The organism is Chitinophaga agrisoli, assembly GCF_008386695.1.
In the GTDB taxonomy this organism is placed as follows: domain Bacteria; phylum Bacteroidota; class Bacteroidia; order Chitinophagales; family Chitinophagaceae; genus Chitinophaga; species Chitinophaga agrisoli.
Window position 1 is genome coordinate 1 of sequence record NZ_VUOC01000129.1, and the last position, 321, is coordinate 321.

The window sequence follows — 321 nt, forward strand, 5'->3', positions numbered from 1 at the left end:
CCTTTTGTGAAATAATATTTTTGACTTAAATTTTTTTATTCGTGAATAATCGCTGGATTTATTTAATCGCCATCTTTGTATTCCATGACCTTTTCTTCGACGGCTTTTCCGTCATTTGTCAACTCGCTAACTCCGCCGCTGCTCACTGTCTTGCCGTTGACCGTGGATGAGGAACTGTAACTCGACTTAGACTCTCCGGTATATTGCTCGTTATCTCCCGCGACGTGAGTTTTAATATCATCAAATTCAAGAGACTTTATCTCTGGTATCTCTGGCATCTTGAACGTATCTGAGAATCCCGGGAACAAATCGTCATCGTCC

The 321-nt window shown here is 41.4% G+C and carries 1 protein-coding gene; it reads right to left on the minus strand.

Annotated elements, in window-relative coordinates; translation table 11 throughout:
* Positions 1–62 precede the first annotated feature (62 nt).
* Positions 63–321 (minus strand): hypothetical protein (locus F0L74_RS34745; RefSeq protein ID WP_188316294.1); only part of this gene is annotated, 259 nt, incomplete at its 5' end.